This window comes from Streptomyces sp. URMC 126 (genome assembly GCF_051386555.1).
Classification (GTDB): domain Bacteria; phylum Actinomycetota; class Actinomycetes; order Streptomycetales; family Streptomycetaceae; genus Streptomyces.
Genome location: NZ_JBPQTX010000032.1, coordinates 1 through 17,106 on the forward strand (window position 1 = coordinate 1; position 17,106 = coordinate 17,106).

Below are 17,106 nucleotides of genomic sequence, written 5' to 3' on the forward strand. Positions count from 1 at the left end.
GAACCGGGGGCGGGCTCTCGGGGTCGAGCGGCGGCCTGGGCGGGGCCTCGTGCCGTCGGACCGGGCGAGACGTCACGGGAGGCCGACGGGGAGGGCCCGGTGGCGGACCGGGGGCCTGGGGACGCGCCTGAGGCCGGTCTCAGCGGGTCGGCGGCGTAGCTCGTGTGGGGGTGGAGGCGTGCCGGGGAGTGGGGTGCGGCGTGCCGCTGCGAGGGATGCTCCAGCCGCGTCCTGTCACCGGTCCCTGCGGGGGCTGTGCTGCGCGCGTCCCTCAGCGCGCTCGTCCCGCGCGGTCGGGCTGTGGACGCGAGGCCGGGCCCGCTCCCCCCGGGAGGAAAACTTCGGCGGTTCCATTGGTGGGGGTGAGTGGCCGGTCGGCGCGCAGCCGGTCACCGGGCAGCGGCTCGGATCCCGGCTCGGGGCCCGTGCCGCGGTGTGTGCCCGTCCGGCGGCATGCCGGTCCCCCGGAGTTCGTGCGCCCGAGCCGGCCTTCCGGCGTGCCCAGCAGCGCGGCTCAGCGGCGGCTCGGGGCCCGAGCCGCGGTGTGGTGCCCGTCCGGCGGCGTGCCGGTCCTTCGGCGTTCGTGCGCCCGAGCCGGCCTTCCGGCGTGCCCAGGGGCGCGGCTCAGCGGTCGGTGCCCGGTTCCGGGCCGGGCGCCGGGCCGGGGCCGGTCTCGTTGCGGGGGACCGGGCCCGAAGAAGCGGAGTGTGTGTCGTCCTCCGGGGCCGGTTCCGGGCCCTGGTGCGCGTCGGCGGAGTTCGGCACGGGGCGAAGGCCGGGGGCGGCCGTACGGTCGGGTGTCCGGGCTGCGTCGGCCGCCGATTCCCGGGGGTCGCTCCCGCGCGTTTCGCGCGCGTCCGGGCCCGGTAGGGCCATGCGGTAGTGGTGGTAGAGGCGGAGCTCCTGCTCGGGGGAGAGATGGCGGCCGACGCCCAGGTCGGGCGCGGTCTTGATGAGCGTCCGGTCGTAGGGGATGCGCAGCGCGTCGTCCACGACCTCGCTCGGCTCCAGGGGGACGAACGCGTCGCGGCCGAACAGCCCGGTGCGCACGGCCGCCCACTCGGGTACGCCGGTGGCGTCGTCGAGATAGACCTCGTCCACCGTGCCGATCTTCGAGCCGTCACGGTCGTAGGCCTTGCGGCCGATCAACGTCCGAGGATCGATATCCGACTGCATCCGTCCTCCCGGGAGTCACTTTCGCCCCTCTGTAATTCCTGGTTTCCCCGGGAGGCCGTCGGCAAAGCCGGGAAAACACTCGGGGCGCAAGAAAAGCCACCAAGCGGGAGTAATGGGGGAGGCGGCGGAGAAGCACCGGCCGGGGAGCTCCGGCGTCGGCATCGCCGCTGGTAGGCTGGCTATCGGCTGTGGACCCCGCGCGGGAGAGTCCTCCGGGGACCTGGACAGGCATTGGCTTGACGGGTCCGACGGTGGCGCCGAAGGAGCAAATCCTCCCCGGAATCTCTCAGGCACACGTACCGCGCGGACGAGGTCACTCTGGAAAGCAGGGCGGGCACCGGACCGGGCACCATGCCGAGCCCCTCCTCACCGACGGTGAAAGCCGGGTCGCGTCACGGGATCCGGTGAAGCTCTCAGGTCGAGATGACAGAGGGGGAGGCCGTCCGGGTACCCGCGCCGTGGTACCCCTCGCAGGTCGCAATGACCAGGAGGCCCCCGCAGATGACCGCCCACCGCATCGCCCTCTCCGACCTGGAGCACGGCACTCCCTTCGCCGGCCGCCACATAGGGCCCGACAGCGAGGCGCAGGCGAAGATGCTCGCCCACGTCGGCTTCGGCTCGCTGGACGAACTCACCGCCGCCGCCGTGCCGGACGTGATCAAGAGCGCCGAGGCGCTCCGGCTGCCGGAGCCGCGCGGCGAGGCCGAGGTGATCGCCGAGCTGCGCGGTCTCGCGGACCGCAACCAGGTGCTCGTGCCCATGATCGGGCTTGGCTACCACGGCACGTTCACCCCGCCCGTGATCCTCCGCAACGTCATGGAGAACCCCGCCTGGTACACGGCCTACACCCCGTACCAGCCGGAGATCTCCCAGGGCCGCCTGGAGGCCCTGCTCAACTTCCAGACCGTCGTCGCCGACCTCACCGGGCTGCCCACCTCCGGCGCCTCCCTGCTCGACGAGGGCACCGCCGCCGCCGAGGCGATGGCGCTCTCCCGGCGGGTCGGCAAGGTCAAGAACGGCGTCTTCCTCGTGGACGCCGACGCCCTGCCGCAGACGGTCGCCGTCATCGAGACCCGTGCCGAGCCCACCGGCGTCGAGGTCGTCGTCGCCGACCTCTCGGCCGGCATTCCGGACGAGATCGCCGAGCGCGGTGTCTTCGGCGTGCTGCTCCAGTACCCGGGGGCCTCCGGTGCCGTCCGCGACCTCCGGCCGGTCATCGAGCGGGCGCACGAGCTGGGCGCCGTCGTGACCGTGGCCGCCGATCTGCTCGCGCTGACGCTGCTCACCCCGCCCGGGGAGCTCGGCGCCGACATCGCCGTCGGCACCAGCCAGCGGTTCGGCGTCCCGATGGGCTTCGGCGGGCCGCACGCCGGCTACATGGCCGTTCGCGAGCAGTTCGCGCGCAGCTTGCCTGGACGCCTCGTCGGCGTCTCCGTCGACGCGGACGGCGACAAGGCGTACCGCCTGGCCCTCCAGACCCGCGAGCAGCACATTCGTCGCGAGAAGGCCACCAGCAACATCTGCACCGCGCAGGTGCTGCTGGCGGTCATGGCCGGCATGTACGCCGTCTACCACGGCCCCGACGGTCTGACGGCGATCGCCCGCCGCGCCCACCGCTACGCCACGCTGCTCGCCGAGGGGCTGCGGGCCGGCGGTGTCGAGGTCGTGCACGGCGCGTACTTCGACACCGTCACCGCGCGGGTGCCGGGCCGGGCGGACGAGGTCGTCGCCGCGGCCCTGGAGCGGGGCGTCAACCTGCGCCGGACGGACGCCGACACCGTCGGCATCGCCTGCGACGAGACCACCACCCGTGAGCACCTGGCCGCCGTCTGGGCCGCGTTCGGGGTGGACGCCGACGTCGAGGCGCTGGACGCGGCCACCGCCGACGCGCTCCCCGAGGAGCTGCTGCGCGGCTCCGACTTCCTCACCCACCCGGTCTTCCACCAGCACCGCTCCGAGACCGCGATGCTGCGCTACCTGCGCCGCCTCGCCGACCGGGACTACGCGCTGGACCGGGGCATGATCCCGCTCGGCTCGTGCACCATGAAGCTCAACGCGACGACCGAGATGGAGCCGGTCACCTGGCCGGAGTTCGGCGCGCTGCACCCGTTCGCCCCGGCGGACCAGGCCGAGGGCTATCTCACGCTCATCCGCGAGCTGGAGGAACGGCTGGCCGAGGTCACCGGCTACGACAAGGTCTCGCTCCAGCCGAACGCCGGTTCGCAGGGCGAGCTGGCCGGGCTGCTGGCCGTCCGCGCCTACCACCGCGCCAACGGCGACGAGCAGCGGACCGTCTGCCTCATCCCGTCCTCCGCGCACGGCACCAACGCGGCCAGCGCCGTGATGGCCGGCATGCGCGTCGTCGTGGTGAAGACGGGCGAGGACGGCGAGGTCGACGCCGACGACCTGCGCGCCAAGATCGAGAAGCACCGCGACGAACTGGCCGTCCTCATGGTCACCTACCCCTCCACGCACGGGGTGTTCGAGGAGCACATCAGCGAGATCTGCGCCCTCGTCCACGAGGCCGGCGGCCAGGTGTACGTGGACGGCGCGAACCTCAACGCGCTGGTGGGAGTGGCGAAGCCGGGCGAGTTCGGGGGCGACGTCTCGCACCTGAACCTGCACAAGACCTTCTGCATCCCGCACGGGGGCGGCGGTCCGGGCGTCGGCCCCGTCGCCGTCCGCGGCCACCTCGCGCCGTACCTGCCCAACCACCCGCTCCAGCCCGCCGCGGGCCCGGAGACGGGCGTCGGGCCGATCTCGGCGGCGCCGTGGGGCTCGGCGGGCATCCTGCCGATCTCCTGGGCGTACGTCCGGCTGATGGGCGGCGCGGGCCTCAAGGCCGCGACGCAGGTCGCGGTGCTGAGCGCCAACTACATCGCCAAGCGCCTGGAGCCGCACTACCCGGTGCTCTACACCGGCCCCAACGGCCTCGTCGCCCACGAGTGCATCGTGGACCTCCGGCCGCTCACCAAGGCGACCGGCGTCACCGTCGACGACGTCGCCAAGCGCCTGATCGACTACGGCTTCCACGCGCCGACCATGTCGTTCCCGGTGGCCGGCACGCTGATGATCGAGCCGACCGAGAGCGAGGATCTCGGCGAACTCGACCGGTTCTGCGAGGCGATGATCGCGATCCGCGCGGAGATCGAGAAGGTCGGCGCCGGCGAGTGGGACGCCACCGACAACCCGCTGCGCAACGCCCCGCACACCGCCGCGTCCGTCGCCGGCGACTGGGAGCACCCGTACAGCCGTCAGGAGGCGGTCTTCCCGGGCGGCGTGTCCGCGGCCGACAAGTACTGGCCGCCGGTGCGCCGGGTCGACGGCGCGTTCGGTGACCGCAACCTCGTCTGCTCCTGCCCGCCGCTGGACGAGTACGAGGGCTGAGCCGCCCGGCATACGCGGAGGGCCGGCCCGGCGGGAACGCCGGGCCGGCCCTTTCGTCGTGTCCTGTCGTGTTCTGTCGTGCTTCGCCGTGTCGTGCGGTGGCGAGCCGTGCGCGGGCGTCGGCGGGCCGTCAGGCCGCCGTCACCACATGCTCGGCGCCGAGCGGCCGGTGCGGGGCGATGATCTGCCCGTCCGGCAGCAGTTCGCCGGTGTCCTCGAAGCAGAGGACGCCGTTGCACAGCAGGCTCCAGCCCTGCTGCGGGAAGTGCGCCACGAGGTGGGCGGCTTCCCGGTCGGCGGAATCGGCTGACGGGCACGCGGGCTGGTGCTGGCACATGGGAGGGTTCTTTCGCTGGGATGTCTCTGCTGCTGTCGCTGTGCTGCGGCTCGATGCGGTGGTCATGCCGCCCCCCGTGACGATGTGGTCTGTCGTTCCCAGTGTTGCCCTACGGGCGTGATTCCGCAGGGATTTCGTTGCAGCGGTCCGCTGTGAGAGAAGACGCGTCACCCATGCGGACGGTTGCTGTCAACAAGTCTGCCCCTTCGATCGGTTCGGGTCGACCTCCGCGGAATGAGCCGTGTGGGTGACGGGGTGTTCCCGAGGCGGCGTCCCAACGGCGCGGCGCCCCGCGACCGCAGGGGTCGCGGGGCGCCGCCGGGACGCGTCACGCGGTCTTCAGCATCGGTGCCGGGGCCAGCCGGAGGGTGAGCACCGGCAGCAGGTCGGCGAAGCGGTGCGGCCGGTGGGCGGCGATGCCGGGCGGCGCGGGGGCGAGCGGCACCAGGAGGTCGCCGGGGGCGGGCAGGCCGGACTCGGCGTCGGCCGTGATGTCACCGTGCAGCCAGAGGGTGAGCATGTAGAGGCCGGGTACGGTCAGCAGCCGCGGCTGGTAGGGCGTGGGGAGCGACTCCGCCTGGCGCAGCGCGAGTTCGGTGGAGACGACGTACGGTCCCTCGAAGAAGTGCGAGAACGCCCAGCCGTCGGGGGTCGGCCGGGCCTCGCCCGCGGCGATGGCGCGCCCGTCCTCCTTGATCAGGAAGCGCCAGCCGGTGAGCCGGGTGCGGGGGGCGCCGCCGGCCGGGGGGTGCTGCTCCAGAACGTGGACGGGGAGCGGGAGTTCGCAGTCGAGCGCTCCCTGCGCGGCCTTCAGGGACGGGGTGCGGGTCTCCCGGACGGCGGTGGGGGAGCCGAGGGCGGTGCGGACGCTACGGAGGGCAGGCGCGGGGGCAGGGGGGATGTGCAGCGGCATGATGGGTCGCCTCTCACTTCGGAGACACGCAGGTGCTGGCAGGTGACGACGCTGTCGGTGTGCGGGGTCAGAGGGGGGCCGGGACCGACTGCCGGGGCGCCTACTCTCTGCCTCACTCCGAGTTTATACGACACATGTTCACAGGATGTTTCGGCTAGCTGTCGCCGGTATTTCCGGCAAGGGGAAATCAGGGCCGCCTGCGGGGTCGTTTTCGGTGTTTTCGTTCCCGATCGCGCAGGCCTGACCTCGGTTTCTTTCCCGGGAACGGTCGGCCGAAACTCGTCGGTGTTTATCACCAGCGCAATGCGACATGCCATGAGCTGCCGTCATGCCATCGGAATGTGCCGGAGTGCGCTTGGCTGCCAGCCTACCGGTTATACGGGCACGGGGTGAGGCGTTTCGATCGCTTCGTCTGGGCATCATCGACCGTGCCGGGAACGGGCCGGCGCCGAGGGCGACCGCTGGAGGAGGACGCGTCCATGGGTGAGAAGGTCGCCGCCGTGGAGTTCGGCCTGGACGACCGCCAGCGCCACCGGGACAAGCTCCGGCAGTGCCTGGAAGGGCTGGGGAGGTTACTGGAGGAGAAGCGTTTCGACCGGCCCCGGAACCTTATGGGGCTGGAGATCGAGTTGAATCTGGCGGGCCCCGACGGTATGCCGAGCATGATGAATGCCAAGGTGCTGGAGCGTATCGCGAGCCGTGATTTCCAGACGGAACTCGGGCAATTCAACCTGGAAGTGAACATCGTCCCGCACCGGTTGTCGGGACGAGTTCTCGACCAGCTCGCCGAGGAGCTCCGCACCGGGCTCTCCTATGCCGACCGGAAAGCCCGGGAAGTGGGCTCCGGAATAGTGATGATCGGCATTCTGCCGACGCTCGGCCAGGAGGACCTCGTCCCGGACAACTTCTCCGCCGCCGACCGCTACGCACTGCTCAACGAGCAGGTGATGGCGGCCCGCGGGGAGGACGTCAGCATCGACATCGACGGCGTCGAACGGCTGACCTGCACCGCGCGGTCCATCTGCCCGGAGGCCGCCTGTACCTCGGTGCAATTGCATCTCCAGGTCACCCCGGGCCGGTTCGCCGCCGTCTGGAACGCGGCCCAGGCGGTGGCCGCCGCCCAGATCGCCGTGGGCGCCAACTCCCCTTTCCTCTTCGGCCGTGAACTGTGGCGCGAGAGCCGCCCGCCGCTGTTCGTCCAGTCGACCGATACCCGCCCGCCCGAGCTCCAGGCGCAGGGCGTACGCCCGCGCACCTGGTTCGGCGAGCGGTGGATCGGTTCCGCGTACGAGCTCTTCGAGGAGAACCTGCGCTTCTTCCCCCCGCTGCTGCCCATCAGCGGCGACGAGGACCCCCTGCGGGTACTGGACGCGGGCGGGGTGCCGCGGCTGGAGGAACTCGTCCTGCACAACGGCACCGTCTACCGCTGGAACCGGCCCGTGTACGGGATCGCCGACGGCGTCCCGCACCTGCGGGTGGAGAACCGCGTGCTGCCCGCCGGTCCCACGGTCACCGACGTGCTCGCCAACACCGCCTTTTACTACGGGCTGGTGCGGGCCCTCGCGGAGGAGCCCCGCCCGGTGTGGACGCGGCTGCCGTTCGCCGCCGCGGCCGACAACTTCGACGCCGCCTGCCGACACGGCATCGACGCGGTGCTGCGCTGGCCCAAGGGGCGCAACGGGGGCGTGGTCCAGGTGCCCGCCGTCCGGCTGGTCCGCGAGGAGCTGCTGCCGCTGGCCGCCGCCGGCCTCGACGCCTGGGGCGTCGAACCCGCCGACCGCGACCGCTACCTCGGCGTCATCGAGGGCCGCTGCCGGCTGCGTACCAACGGGGCGTCCTGGCAGGCCGCCACCTACCACGCGGCACGCGACCGGGGCCTGGACCGGCACGCGGCGCTGGCCGCCACCACGCGGCGCTACTGCGAGCTGATGGCGACCGGGGAGCCGGTGCACACCTGGCCGGTGGGGGCCGCGGGCTGACGGCCCGTGCGCGACGGGCCGCCGGCCGCCGCACCCCGCTGTCGTCCGGGCGGGCGGCCGTCGGGCAAGCTGGGACGACGCGACGGGCACCGTCGCGGAGGGACACCCGTGCCCGGCCGTGCGCGACGCCGCGCGGGCGGCGCGGCGAGGGGCGCAGGCAGGAGTGGACCACGAGTGAACAAAGCGACGCGACAGGGCGCCCGTGAGGGGCGTGATGCCCGTGGCGCCCATGACCCGGGTGATCCGCGTGACTCGGGTGATCCGCGTGATCCGCGTGATCCGCGTGACGCTCGTGACGCGGAGGAGCGTCCGGGCGCCCCGGCGGGGCCGGGCGCCGCGCCCGTGCCGGCGCGGCGCACGCTGCGCACCGAGACCGTACTGGTACTGGCCCTCTCCCTGGGCGCCAGCGGGGTCTCGGCGCTGATCAGTTTCATCGGCGCGCTCACCCGCCCGGGCGGGCTCAAGGACCAGGCGGCCCGGCTCAACACCTCCCACGCGCCCGGCCGGCCCTGGCTCGACCTGGCGTGGCAGCTCTTCGGCATCGCGACCTCGCTGGTCCCCGTCCTCCTCGTCGCCCACCTGCTGACCCGCGAGGGCGCCGGGCTGCGCTCGATCGGCTTCGACCGCCGCCGTCCGGGCTCCGACCTGGCGCGCGGTGCCGCCGTCGCCGCGGTGGTGGGCGGCACCGGGCTGCTGCTCTACCTGGGGGCGCGGGCCGCCGGCTCCAACCTGACAGTGGTCCCCGAGTCGCTGCCCGATGTGTGGTGGAAGTTCCCGGTGCTGATCGCCTCGGCCGTGCAGAACGCGGTGCTGGAGGAGGTCGTGGTCGTCGGCTACCTGCTGCGCCGGCTGGGGCAGACCGGCTGGGGGCCCGCGGCGGCACTGGCCGCGAGCGCGGTGCTGCGCGGGTCGTACCACCTGTACCAGGGCATCGGCGGGTTCGTCGGGAACATGGCGATGGGCGTCCTCTTCGTCCTCCTCTACCGGCGGTGGGGGCGGGTCGGGCCGTTGGTGGCGGCGCACGCGCTGATCGACATCGTGGCGTTCGTGGGGTACGCGCTGCTCGCGGGGAAGGTGGGGTGGCTGCCGACGGCGTGAGCGGCCGTCGGCGGGTTGCGCAGGGGCGGGTCCGTTTGAGCGTGGAGCACGGCGGACGAGAATTCCGGCCGCCGAGGGATCCGGCCGGACGAGGAATCGGACCGGGAGTCGCGCGGTCGCCCGGCCGATGCCCGTCGAGGCGCCGGTCACCAGCGCTGTGCGCTGAGCCGAGGCGCTCAGCGCCTTCTGACATCCCCTCACGGCTTCCGCGACCGGTACGGACAGGCGTGTGTGTCCGCTACGCGACATCGATCCGGCGGAACAGCCGGAAGTTGTCCGTTACGCGAAATCGGCCGTCCTCAAACGCCATCCCTAGGCGGCCCGTCGGGCGTTTAGCGTGATCGGTGAGGCACCCGACCGACATCCGCGGGTGGCTTCTCCGCAGCCGACATCCACGCCTGAGTCCAGGGAGTTTCCATGTCCACGACTGCGACGACCACGCGTGGGCACACGCCGGGCGATGTCGCACAGCGCCGGCCCGGACTCGTGTTGTTCATGGTCTGCGTCGCGATCTTCATGCTGATGCTCGACGCGATGGTCGTCTCCGCCGCCCTCGCCGACATCCGCTCGGAATTCAACGCCTCCATCGACGGGCTCCAGTGGATCGTCGACGCCTACTCGATCCCGCTGGCCGGCCTCATGCTGACCTTCGGCACGCTCGGCGACCGGTTCGGCCGCAAGCTCCTCTTCGTCGTCGGCATGATCGTGTTCACCGCCGCTTCGCTGGCGTTGACGCTGGCGGGCGGCATCGTGGCACTCGACGTTCTGCGCGTGGTGCAGGGCATCGGTGCGGCGATGCTGTTCGCCACCGCGCTGCCGCTGCTGGCCGCCGCGTTTCCCGAGGCCGGGGAGCGGGCGAAGGCGATCGGCGTCTACGGGGCGGTGATGGCGGGCGCGACCGTCCTCGGACCGGTCATCGGCGGCGTGCTGGTCACCCAGTTCGGCTGGCGCTCGATCTTCACCGTCAACGTGCCGATCGGTATCGCCGTCACCTTGCTGGCCGTGCTGAAGATGCCTGCCACCACGAGCACGCCGGGCAGCCGCGCGGACTGGCTCGGCTCGCTGCTGCTCACCGGCGGCCTGGTCTCGGCCGTGTTCGCGCTGACCCGGAGCAACGCGCTGGGCTGGACGTCGGGGACGGTCATAGCCCTCCTCGTCACCGGCGCCGTCCTGGTGATCGCCTTCCTGTACTGGCAGACCCGGGCCAAGCACCCGCTGCTCGACATCTCGATGGCGAAGAAGCCCGGGTTCGCCGGCACCGCGGTCGTGTCCGTCGCGCACATGGCCACCCTGATGGCCGCGGCCACGTACCTGTCGCTGTTCCTGATGGGCGCGCTCGGCTACACGCCGCTGCAGATGGGCCTCAGGTTGCTGCCGATCAGCGCCTGTGCGATGGTCGCCGCGGCCCTGACCCCGATCGTCGCCAAGCGGGTGCCGATCGGGGTCGGGCTGACGGGCACCATGGCGCTGGTGACCGTGGGCATGTTCCTGCTGGGCAACTACGATCACGGCGACGGCTGGACCCACTTCCTGCCCGGCATGATCATCGGCGGTCTCGGCATCGGCGCCCTGACCGCGGTCAACCAGGCGGCGTCGCTGACCTTCGCCTCGCAGGAGAACGCGGGCATGTCCTCCGCGACCTTCGCCACGCTGCGGCAGGTCGGCATGGCCATGGGCATCGCCGGACTCGGCGCGATGTTCAGCCATGCCGCACAGGACAAGGCGGAGTCCGGGCTCGCGACGGTCGCCGGGAGCGACGCGGTGCCGCATGACCTGAAGCGGGAGTTCGTCGACCAGGTCGGATCCGGCGCGGGGCACCAAGTGGTCGAGGCGGTGCCATCGCGGTTCCACGACCTGGTGCCCACCCTGGTCCGGGTCGCCGACAACGCGTCGATCGACGGGCTGAACTCCCTGGCCACGCTGGGCACCTGGATCGGCGTGGGCTCCGTGGTCATCGCGGGGATCGCCTTCGCGATCGACCGCGGCCGGGTCAGTCGCCGCCAGGAGGAGGAGCGTCCGGTGTCCGCGTGAACCGGGACGGTGCGCCGCTCCCGCCGAAGTACGCGGCGGGAGTGGTGCCGATCTCGCGCCGGAACGCGGTGATGAAGGCGCTCGCGGTGCCGTAGCCGACGGCGCGGGCGACCCGCGAGATCGGCTGCCCCATGCCGAGCATGGGCAGCGCCGCGTTCAGCCGCTCGTACGTACGCCAGCTCGCGAAGCTCACACCCGTCTCGGCGCGGAAGCGGCGCGAGAGGGTGCGCGGAGACGCCCCGACCTCCCGGCCCCAGGCTTCCAGGTCCCGGGGGTCGGCGGGGTCCCGCTTGATGGCGAGCGCGACGCGCAGGGCCGGCGGGTCGGTGGGCAGGATCGTCGGGAACGTTGCGACCGACACCGGCTTCATCAGGTCCCACAGCACGGCGGTGACCCGGGCGCGATGCTCCTCGGCGTCGGCGCCGATGGTCACGAGGTGGCTCAGCAGCGGCCCGACGAGCCCGGTGGCGTCGATGACGGTCGGGGCGTCCCAGCGCAGCGGGCAGTCGTCCGGTTCGAAGTACAGCGAGACCATCGCCACGGACGAGTTCGGGAAAACCGCGTGATCCACGCCCCCGGGGATCCACAGTGCGCGCGAACGCTGCACCACCCAGCGGAAGTTGCCCACCCCCATGGTGAGCAGACCGGTGGGCGCCCAGGTCAGCTGGTGCTGCGGGTGGTTGTGGGCGGAGACATCGGCCCCGGCCTCGAGCGGGACGACCATGCTCGCGACGGCCGGATGGTCGATGGTGAAGTGCGTTTCGCCGATCACGGGCTCCCACTCTAACGTCAACTGCCGCTTGTCCGGGGGCCGCGAGCGTTCACTGGACGGATCCGGCACCTGCCGGACCGGAGTGGGGCCCGGCCGGAGCGCGTCCTGCTGTCAGCCGGTTGCTGATGCCAAGCTCCTTGACGGAGGAACGGGGGACACAGCGACATGGGTGTCGGAGATCGCGTGGCTGAGCGCACTGCCCACCCGGCTTCCCGACTGAGGGCGGCAGCCGGGCGATACGTTCCCGACGTTCCCCTTGAGCGTTGGTCAGTTCGTGGTGACGCACCGTGTCCGCTCCTGCCCGGAACGGCAACAGGTCCACCATCCCGGCCAAGAGCCGTCAGACACCGCCTAGACGAGGAACTCGCCGTCGATCACGGTCACGGCATGTCCCGTCAGCAAGGTGCGGTCGCCGTGCAGCGTGGTACGGACGCGTCCCCGCCGGGCGCCGCCCTGAAGGCCCGTCAGCTCGGTGCGGCCGAGGCGCTCCGCCCAGAAGGGGGCCAGCGCGGTGTGCGCGCTGCCGGTGACCGGGTCCTCGTCGATGCCCACGTTGGGGAAGAAGCCGCGGGAGACGAAGTCGTAGCCGAGGGAGGGGTCCGAGGCCGGCGCGGTGACGATGATCCCCCGGCGGGACCGGCCCGCCAGCGCGTGCCAGTCGGGGGTCAGGGCGTGCACGGTCCGCTCGTCGGACAGTTCGACGAGCAGGTCGCCGATGTGGCCGCTGGTGTCGTGCACGCTCAGCGGGACGGCGCCGAGTGCCTCGGCCAGCCCTTCGGGGGCGGCCAGCGGAGTGAGCGAGGACGTCGGAAAGTCCAGCGTCAGGGACCCGTCGTCGTGCGCGGTCGTGGTGAGCACACCACAGCGGGTGGCGAACCGCACGGTCCCGGTCGCGACACCGGTGGTGCTCAGGACGTGTGCCGTGGCCAGGGTGGCGTGGCCGCACATGTCCACCTCGGTCGACGGGGTGAACCAGCGCAGCGCCCAGTCGGCCTCCCCGTCGTCCCCCGTGCCGTCCAGCGGCCGGGCGAACGCCGTCTCGGAGAGGTTGACCTCGGCGGCGACTGCCTGGAGCCGGTCGTCATCGGGGAAGGGGCCGTCGAAGAGCATGACGCCGGCCGGGTTGCCGGCGAAGGGGCGGTCTGTGAACGCGTCGACGATTCGGATTCGCATGGCAGGACGGTAAGGCGTGCGGGGGCCGTCGGACACGGCCAATCGCCGGTGCGTGGCCCTCCTTCCTTCCTCACGTGCTCGCACACCGAATTCGTCGGTACGGCCGGTCGGTTCGTGTGATCGGTTCGCCGGCCGGCGTCCTGCTCGGACTGGCAGGATCGGGGCCATGCCGATGGATCCGTTGCCGGACCGGGCCCGTGAGCTCTGGGAGTACCTGGCCGGGGTGCCGGTGTCGTTCGATCCGCCGGGCGGGGTGGATGTCGTGGTCTCCCCGCGGTCCGGACTGTGCCCGGCAGGCTGGGTCGGGGCGGTGGCCCGTGGGCGGCTCGGCGATCGTGACCGTGCCGAGTGAGGGTGCCGCGGCGACCGTTCGGGGCTCGTTGGGGAGGCTGCCGGCGGGGGCCGTCGTGGACGGAGTGGCGGTCCGGAGGCCCTTCCGGTGGCCGGGATGCTCGGGCCGGCGACGTGGGCGTACGTGTCCCGGGGGGGACTTCCGGGCGGTGGGTGGCCGTACGCCGAGGGTGGAGCGACTGCCGGTCGCGCATCCGGATCTGCGTCGCTTGGAGCGGATGGCGGGTGGTGAAGATGCTGATGAGGCTGCTCTGGACGAGATCACCTCGCCCGCGTTCGTTGTACGCGAGGAGGGTCGGGTGGTCGCCGCGGCGGGATACCGGGCCTGGCCGAGCCGAACGGCCCACATCGGCGTCCTGACGGCGCCTGAGAGGCGCGGGGGAGGCGATTGGCGCGCGTGACGGGCTCGGCGGCGGTCGCCCAAGCCCTCGCCGACGGGCTGCTGCCGCAGTGGCGCGCGCGGCTTCGCGCTTCCCGGCGCGTCGGGGAGGCGCTGGGGTTTGTGGAGCTGGGGGCGCAGCTCAGCTTTCGGGTCGCTTGAAAGGGGGGGCGGCGGTCGCCTCTCCGCTCCGGCCGGCTGGGCGGGCTGGTGAGGCATGCGTCCGTTATGGCCGCCACCGGAGCGGGTACCACGGGCCGGCGGGCGGCCCTCTTCCCGCCGGGGATCGGCCGTTGATTTCCTCGTGTGATCGGCGGAGCGGGGGTCGGTGCCCGACACGGCCGGAGCCGTTGACCTGCATCGGAGACCCACGGACATGCCGTCGAGGGGCCCGTCCGGTGCTTCCGGGTGCCGGGCAGTCGTGTCGAGCCGTCGAGGTGGGGACCGGCCCGGCGCGGGACGTCGTTCTCCTTCCGGAGCTCTCACGCCGCTTCCGCCGAGCGTCGCGTTCCCAAGCCGCCGAGGTCGAGCTCGACTCCGACGGCCTGGGCATGGCGTCACCTTGTGAGCGGGCCCGCGGTCACCAGTCGACGTGCGCGGAGATCCATCTGCTGAGGCCGTCTTCGTCGTCCGCCGGTGGCAGGTCAGGGCCGCAGGTGAGCGGCGTGTAGGACAGCTGCAGGTGGCTGAGGTAGCCGTAGGGGCCGTTGTCGGCCGCTGGTCCGAGTACCAGGGCGTGGGTGGAGGTGCGCCAGACGCGGTGTGTCAGCGTGGGGCCGGCGACCATCGCCTCGGATGACGGAACCGTTCGTTCGGGGGCGGTGCCGAGGTGCTCGGTCACTGCCTGCGCCGCCTGCGCGAGTACGCTCTCGCAGTCCTGGTCGGTCCCCGGTCGGCGGCCACTCCAGCCGGGCTGCCGCTGCCAGTCGTCCATGATGTCGTACAGCCACGGGCCGTTGGTCATGTCCTCGTCTTCGGGGTCGACGGGGTACATCTGGCCGAAGACCAGGAAGTGCCGGGCGTCCGGGCGCCCGAACGGAATGGCGCTGCTGCACAGTACGTGTCCGTATCCGGTACGGAAGGAGTCGCAGACCAGTTCGTGTTCCCAGCTCCATCCGCGCTGCCGTACCTCGGCATCGAGGGCGTCGCCCTCGTCGGGAACGTGAGGCGCGGTCGGCAGCGCGATGAGCTCGGCGACTGCCGGAGCGGTCAAGGGCCGGTGGGCGAGGGCATGTACGGGTATCGGCATGCGGTCACCCTAGAACCGGTCGGCGCTGTCGAAACGCCGCCCGCTCTCATGGGCAAAGCCACCCGGCGGCGCCCTGGGCCTGGATGTTCACCCGCCGGCCCCGCAGCCGCGACCAGAACGCGGCGGCCTCGGAATCCGTGGCCGGGTTAACTCGGCGGTCATCATCAAGAACGGCCGGTCCAGGCCGCCGGCGAGCGACGGGTTCGTCCGCATCGGACCGCCGACGCTCAGACCGTCCCGGACGCGGCCGTGCGCGAGCGTGGCGCAGGCGGTGGCCGTCCCGCCCTTCGACCAGCCCGAACGCGCCCGTGCGCCGCAGGTCGAGAAGCCGTGCAGTCCGGTCGGTAGCTCCCGCTGGTCGACGTCCGGATTGCATCCGGCGGCGAGCCGCTCGACGCGGTGGAGGACGAAGCGCAGGTCGGCGGCGAAGTCGGCATGTACCGCCTCGACGGCTTCGGGAGTACGCCGCGTGCTTGGCGTGCTCGGGGAGCGCCCGGCAGATGCCGGCGACGGACGGGTTCCGTCCCTTGTGCTTGTCGGTGGGAATGATCAGGTCGGGCTGAATCTGCTCGACGGACTGTCGTTCGCCCGGCGGTGGAGCACGGTGTGCAAGTGTCGTCGGTGATGACCGGCGGCCGGCCGCCGTGCGTGCCCTTGGGGGCGGCGGTGTCGAGGCCCTCCAGCGTCGATTCGCGGTTATTCTCCCGCTCGGTCTCCGCCGTCGCCGCGAAGAACGCGACCAGTGGCTTGCTGGACCCGGTGGGGTCGTAGGTACCGGGCAGCGGTCCGGTGAGCATCTCCAGGGCCAGGCCGTGGGTGGTGAGGTGGCGGGCTAGCGTGGTGGGTTCGGCGGCGTTGCGGCCCAGCCGCTTCATCTCGTACACCGTCAGGATGACCCGCGAGGTGCGCGGTGCCTCCTTGAGCTGCGGGCGCACCCGCACGCGAGCCGCCATGGCTGTCCGGCCCGCGGTCCGCCGGGGCGGGAACCGAAAGCCGCTTCGCGCCCCCTGGGCACCTTCGTGAACCGGCCGGTGTTTTTGGTGCCGGCGACCGCGCCGCCGCGCGATCGGCACGGTGAGCCGGGCTGGATGCCCGCAGCGGGGGGGAGGGGGGAGCTCGCTGTCGTCACGTCGCTCGGTTTTCGAGGCCGATCGAAGATCAGCTATGAGAAGCCGGGGCGGTCGAGGCCGCGTGTCGCGCGTCGTCCGGCACGAGTCAGCGGCGTCGCATGGGTGGCTTGCCGGTGGCTGGGAGCGGTCCGGCCATCTTGATCGTGCGTAACACGGGCGCGGTCTCCAGAGTGCGGATCGTCTTCAGGGCGCCCAGACGTTCGGTGAGGTAGCGGTGCAGCGCCGCCGGGTCGGGGCACAGGGCATGGGCGGTGAGGTTGTGGGGGCCTGTGACCGCGGCTACGTAGGCCAGCTCGGGGTGCCGGGCCAGGGTGCGGGCGACCTGGTCGAGGTGGGCGGGGGCGACGCTCATCCACAGGAGCGCCTGCGTGGTGACGCCCAGCAGAGTGGAGTCGAGTTCGACGTCGAAGAAGAGCCGGCCGCCGGCCCGCAGTTGCTCCAGTCGGCGCGCGACGGTGGCGGGCGACCAGCCGGTGGCCTCGGCGAGGCCGCTCAGGCTCGCCCGACCGTCGCGCTGGAGAGCGGCGAGCAGGTCGGAGTCGGCCTGGCTCACGGTCGTCCGCACCCCGGGAGCGGCGGCGACAGACGCCGCCTCGGCCACGGCGGTGCGCAGTCGGCGCTGCTGCGCGGCGTCGAGAGCCTGTTGATGGCCGGACCAGGCGGTGGGTCCACCAAGGTAGGTGTGCAGCACGCAATGCGCGGAGACCGCGGTGATGCCGGCCGTGCGCGGGATGTCGTGCAACAGCAGCGCGTGCCCGGCGGGCCCGTCGGCGGTGGAGGTGTGCACGATCGCGACGATCTCGGTGCCGCCCGAAGCGAGCTTGACCCAGGAGGTGTCGGCGCGGCGGGCCAGCGCTTCGGCAAGGTCCTGGGCGGTGCGCGGGCCCGTAGTCAACCGCAGCAGCCACTGGGTGCGGTCGCTGCGCTGCGGCTCGGTCAGGCCGACCACCCGCAGCGCGGCGTCCGCGCACAGCCGCCGGTAGCGGCGGGAGACTGTCTGCGCCGAGACGTCGAGGACGTCGGCGATCGCGCTGAACGGCGCCCGCCCGTCGATGCGCAGGGCGTGGATGAGACCACGGTCGATGTCGTCCAGCATGTGAAAATCATGCACCACGGACATTCCCATGGAAT

At 72.3% G+C, this 17,106-nt stretch carries 12 protein-coding genes, 2 pseudogenes and 1 riboswitch; of the genes and pseudogenes, 6 read left to right on the forward strand and 8 right to left on the reverse strand.

The genetic code is table 11. The annotated features are described in order from the left end of the window. Nucleotides 1-855: 855 nt before the first annotated feature. Nucleotides 856-1,176, reverse strand: a pseudogene (locus tag ACSNOK_RS06495) (PRC-barrel domain-containing protein); the annotation flags it as partial. A 190-nt stretch (nt 1,177-1,366) separates the two neighbouring features. Then, a riboswitch (glycine riboswitch) is annotated at nt 1,367-1,488 on the forward strand. A gap of 189 nt (nt 1,489-1,677) precedes the next feature. On the opposite strand from ACSNOK_RS06495, the gene gcvP reads away from it, so the two are divergent. Next, nucleotides 1,678-4,563 (forward strand): aminomethyl-transferring glycine dehydrogenase, encoded by a 2,886-nt coding sequence (gene gcvP, locus ACSNOK_RS06500; RefSeq protein WP_436779608.1) that lies wholly within the window; start codon nt 1,678-1,680, stop codon nt 4,561-4,563. Between the two features lie 130 nt (nt 4,564-4,693). On the opposite strand, the gene ACSNOK_RS06505 is transcribed toward gcvP, so the two are convergent. Both ACSNOK_RS06505 and ACSNOK_RS06510 read right to left on the reverse strand, forming a co-directional pair. Then, entirely contained in the window at nt 4,694-4,900 is a 207-nt protein-coding gene (locus tag ACSNOK_RS06505; protein WP_436779609.1) for a DUF5999 family protein, read from the reverse strand. A gap of 328 nt (nt 4,901-5,228) precedes the next feature. After that, the gene (locus ACSNOK_RS06510; RefSeq protein WP_436779610.1) at nt 5,229-5,813 is read right to left on the reverse strand and encodes a hypothetical protein; all 585 of its coding nucleotides are present in this window, start codon (nt 5,811-5,813) and stop codon (nt 5,229-5,231) included. A 479-nt stretch (nt 5,814-6,292) separates the two neighbouring features. Between ACSNOK_RS06510 and ACSNOK_RS06515 the strand changes: the two genes are divergently transcribed. From ACSNOK_RS06515 to ACSNOK_RS06525, 3 genes are all read left to right on the forward strand, one after another. Further along, nucleotides 6,293-7,792 (forward strand): glutamate--cysteine ligase, encoded by a 1,500-nt coding sequence (locus tag ACSNOK_RS06515; protein ID WP_436779611.1) that lies wholly within the window; start codon nt 6,293-6,295, stop codon nt 7,790-7,792. Between the two features lie 342 nt (nt 7,793-8,134). Next, entirely contained in the window at nt 8,135-8,890 is a 756-nt protein-coding gene (locus tag ACSNOK_RS06520) for a CPBP family intramembrane glutamic endopeptidase (protein WP_436779612.1), read from the forward strand. A gap of 417 nt (nt 8,891-9,307) precedes the next feature. Continuing rightward, nucleotides 9,308-10,921, forward strand: coding sequence for an MFS transporter (locus ACSNOK_RS06525; protein WP_436779613.1), 1,614 nt, complete (start codon nt 9,308-9,310; stop codon nt 10,919-10,921). On the opposite strand, the gene ACSNOK_RS06530 is transcribed toward ACSNOK_RS06525, so the two are convergent. Both ACSNOK_RS06530 and ACSNOK_RS06535 read right to left on the reverse strand, forming a co-directional pair. Then, on the reverse strand, nt 10,881-11,693 hold the full coding sequence (locus tag ACSNOK_RS06530; protein ID WP_436779614.1) for an AraC family transcriptional regulator: 813 nt from the start codon (nt 11,691-11,693) through the stop codon (nt 10,881-10,883). The two genes, ACSNOK_RS06525 and ACSNOK_RS06530, sit on opposite strands and share 41 nt — an antisense overlap. Before the next feature lie 351 nt (nt 11,694-12,044). Beyond that, nucleotides 12,045-12,866, reverse strand: coding sequence for a PhzF family phenazine biosynthesis protein (locus ACSNOK_RS06535; protein ID WP_436779615.1), 822 nt, complete (start codon nt 12,864-12,866; stop codon nt 12,045-12,047). 166 nt (nt 12,867-13,032) lie between these two features. Here ACSNOK_RS06535 and ACSNOK_RS06540 point away from each other — a divergent pair, with 166 nt between their 5' ends. Beyond that, on the forward strand, nt 13,033-13,218 hold the full coding sequence (locus ACSNOK_RS06540) for a hypothetical protein (RefSeq protein WP_436779616.1): 186 nt from the start codon (nt 13,033-13,035) through the stop codon (nt 13,216-13,218). Between the two features lie 384 nt (nt 13,219-13,602). Further along, nucleotides 13,603-13,758: pseudogene (locus ACSNOK_RS06545) on the forward strand (GNAT family N-acetyltransferase); the annotation flags it as partial. 418 nt (nt 13,759-14,176) lie between these two features. Here the strand turns inward: ACSNOK_RS06545 and ACSNOK_RS06550 are convergent. The 3 genes from ACSNOK_RS06550 to ACSNOK_RS06560 form a co-directional block, all read right to left on the reverse strand. Next, complete coding sequence (locus tag ACSNOK_RS06550) at nt 14,177-14,845, reverse strand: hypothetical protein (RefSeq protein ID WP_436779617.1); 669 nt, start codon at nt 14,843-14,845, stop codon at nt 14,177-14,179. Between the two features lie 227 nt (nt 14,846-15,072). Further along, on the reverse strand, nt 15,073-15,798 hold the full coding sequence (locus tag ACSNOK_RS06555; RefSeq protein ID WP_436779618.1) for a recombinase family protein: 726 nt from the start codon (nt 15,796-15,798) through the stop codon (nt 15,073-15,075). Nucleotides 15,799-16,060: 262 nt separating this feature from the next. After that, nucleotides 16,061-17,071 (reverse strand): Lrp/AsnC family transcriptional regulator, encoded by a 1,011-nt coding sequence (locus tag ACSNOK_RS06560; RefSeq protein ID WP_436779619.1) that lies wholly within the window; start codon nt 17,069-17,071, stop codon nt 16,061-16,063. Between the last annotated feature and the right edge of the window lie 35 nt (nt 17,072-17,106).

Bases quoted from the DNA above. Each gene is read 5' to 3' on its own strand.
- gcvP (WP_436779608.1), top strand. From the start codon at position 1,678: ATGACCGCCCACCGCATCGCCCTCTCCGACCTGGAGCACGGCACTCCC.
- ACSNOK_RS06505 (WP_436779609.1), bottom strand. From the start codon at position 4,900: ATGTGCCAGCACCAGCCCGCGTGCCCGTCAGCCGATTCCGCCGACCGG.
- ACSNOK_RS06510 (WP_436779610.1), bottom strand. From the start codon at position 5,813: ATGCCGCTGCACATCCCCCCTGCCCCCGCGCCTGCCCTCCGTAGCGTC.
- ACSNOK_RS06515 (WP_436779611.1), top strand. From the start codon at position 6,293: ATGGGTGAGAAGGTCGCCGCCGTGGAGTTCGGCCTGGACGACCGCCAG.
- ACSNOK_RS06525 (WP_436779613.1), top strand. From the start codon at position 9,308: ATGTCCACGACTGCGACGACCACGCGTGGGCACACGCCGGGCGATGTC.
- ACSNOK_RS06535 (WP_436779615.1), bottom strand. From the start codon at position 12,866: ATGCGAATCCGAATCGTCGACGCGTTCACAGACCGCCCCTTCGCCGGC.
- ACSNOK_RS06540 (WP_436779616.1), top strand. From the start codon at position 13,033: ATGCCGATGGATCCGTTGCCGGACCGGGCCCGTGAGCTCTGGGAGTAC.
- ACSNOK_RS06550 (WP_436779617.1), bottom strand. From the start codon at position 14,845: ATGCCGATACCCGTACATGCCCTCGCCCACCGGCCCTTGACCGCTCCG.
- ACSNOK_RS06555 (WP_436779618.1), bottom strand. From the start codon at position 15,798: ATGGCGGCTCGCGTGCGGGTGCGCCCGCAGCTCAAGGAGGCACCGCGC.
- ACSNOK_RS06560 (WP_436779619.1), bottom strand. From the start codon at position 17,071: ATGCTGGACGACATCGACCGTGGTCTCATCCACGCCCTGCGCATCGAC.